This is a genomic window from Streptomyces sp. NPDC043680, assembly GCF_056436685.1.
Genome location: NZ_JBWKCE010000044.1, coordinates 1 through 2392 on the forward strand (window position 1 = coordinate 1; position 2392 = coordinate 2392).

Here is a 2392-nt window from a genome sequence, read left to right on the forward strand (position 1 = left end):
GGTTCTGGCACAGATCTTGGGGAACCATCGCGGAGCGTGACCTCGGTGTTCGATTGCGAGTGACTGACTCGTGCGAGACGGCGCACGCCTTGGCGTCTGAAGGCCGGAAGTGACGCTCCCTCAGGTGCGTTCCGTTCGCTGCTCTGGCTGGCTGTGAACAGTGATGGTGCTGGTCATGCAGACCGATGCACCGTTCTGGGATTCGCTGGTGTTCGACGGGATCGACGATGTGGAGGTCGAGGCGGTTACGGTCGCGTTCGGCACGGTCGAGGTGGTAGCAAGAGGCCGCATGGCGGGGGCGGCGTGTCCGGACTGCGGCCGCTTCGCGGACCGGGTCCACGACCGTTACCAGCGCAGGCTGAAGGACCTTCCCCTCGCTGAGCAGGGCTTTGTGATCCGGCTGATGGTCCGGCGATTCATCTGCGGGTCGGCGGACTGTCCGCGCCGAACGTTCGCCGAGCCGTTCTCCCGGCTGGCCGCGCCGTACGCGCGGTTCACCACGCGGCTGAACCGCGCCCTGGAGCGGGTGGGGCTCGCCTTGGCGGGACGAGCCGGCGCTCGACTGGCGGCCCAGCTCGGCTTCGCTGCGGGACGGATGACCTTGTTACGCAGGGTCATGGCGTTGCCCGATCCGCGATTCAGTACTCCACGCGTGCTGGGCGTGGACGACTTTGCGATCCGTCGCGGCCAGACCTACTCCACCGTCTTGACCAGCGTCGAAGACCATCGCGTGGTCGACGTGCTCCCGACCCGTGAAGCCGGGCCGCTGGCTGCGTGGCTGGTCCGTCGCCCAGGCGTGGAGATCATCTGCCGGGACCGGGCGGGCGCCTACGCCGAAGGCGCCCGGCGCGGTGCCCCTGATGCTCTGCAGGTCGCTGACCGGTTCCATCTGTGGCAAGGCCTCGGCCGGGCCGTGGAGACCTGCGTCGCCGCCCATCGCGACTGCCTGCGCAACCCATCGCCCAGCGGCATATTGCCGGAGGCCACCGGACTTGTTTCCGGTCGACTGCAGGACGACTCGGAGCCCGTCGGCCGACGCGCCGAGCGAAAGAAGGCGGCACACACCCTGGTTCACGAGCTCCTGGCCCAAGGCCACTCACGCCGGGCGATCGCCCGACACCTGGGCTGGGGCCTTAACACCGTCCTCCGGTACGCGAACGCCGCACGCTGGCAGGACACCTTCCGCGAGAACCGTCCCCGGCCCAGCAGATTGGACCCCTACAAGCCCTACTTGGAGCGCCGATTCGCCGAGGGATGCACCAGCGTCACCCACCTCCACAGTGAACTGGTTGCCGACAATGCGCCTGTCACCTACCAGATGGTTCGTGCCTACATCGCCGCCCTCCGCGGGGCTCCGGCTGGCGCGCCGCCGCGACCGCCGACAGTGCGGCAGGTGACCGGCTGGCTCACCCGACACCCCACGACCCTGAACGAGGAGGACCGGGCCGGCCTGAAGGAGGTCCTGGCCCGCTGCCCCGAACTAGACCGGGCCGCCGGACACGTCCGCGACTTCGGCGAGATCCTCACCGACCGCCTTGGCTCCACACTCCCCACTTGGATCAACGCAGTCGACGCCAGCCAGCTACCGGGCCTCACCGGCTTCGCACTCCACCTGCTCCGAGACCTCGACGCCGTGACGGCAGGGCTCACTCTCGACTGGAGCTCCGGCAGCATCGAGGGCGCCGTCAACCGCATCAAGAAGATCAAGCGGCAGCTCTACGGCCGCGCCGGGTTCGACCTACTCCGCAAGATGATCCTTCTCCAGTAACACTTCGCGATGTTCCCCAAGAGCTGCGCGAGAACCGGATGGTAGGAACCCCTGCTGCCGCTGGCGTATAGCCAGTGCATGCAGGTGCCCAGCCGTGGCAGGATGGCCTCATGTTGATCCGAAAGGGCGATGCCGCGTAGGCGTCCCAAGGCCGTCCGCGCGGAGCGGTGGCGGCCACGATGGCAGTATCCGGTTCTGAGGGTCCCCGGTGTCTCCGCACGGACTCGTGCAGCGATCCGCCGGGTCGAAGACCAGGAAATGTGGCCCAACGCGGTCGCCAAGGCACTCTCGTGTTTCGAGTGGGCTTTTAAGGAGCCCGGACGCTACCTGGACGGCTCCGCGTTTGATTCGCCCGGGGTGGGAGATGCCCGTGATGACCTGGAGTGGGCGATGCTGTGCCTTCCGCCCGGAGCCAAACGGGACTTGGGCCGATTGATCACGCGTATCGATGAGGAATTCGAGCGCCGCACCTTGCCGGAGCCCAACTACAACGAGTGGGCGACGACGCGCTGGTGGTGGACCAGAATGCGTGATCGGTGACGGTCCCCCAGGTCGCCGCCCCTCCTTACAATCGAACGAAGCTGTCACCCTCCGCGATCGCTCCCCAAGATCTGTGCCAGAACC

Annotated in this window: 1 protein-coding gene; it reads left to right on the forward strand. The window is 67.3% G+C overall.

Features of this window, described 5'->3' with window-relative positions; translation table 11 throughout:
- The first annotated feature begins 175 nt into the window (after positions 1 to 175).
- Entirely contained in the window at positions 176 to 1768 is a 1593-nt protein-coding gene (locus AC0666_RS33910; protein ID WP_478709109.1) for an ISL3 family transposase, read from the forward strand.
- The last annotated feature ends 624 nt before the right edge of the window (positions 1769 to 2392 follow it).

Coding starts and splice junctions, on each gene's coding strand:
- AC0666_RS33910 (WP_478709109.1), top strand. CDS start 176: ATGCAGACCGATGCACCGTTCTGGGATTCGCTGGTGTTCGACGGGATC.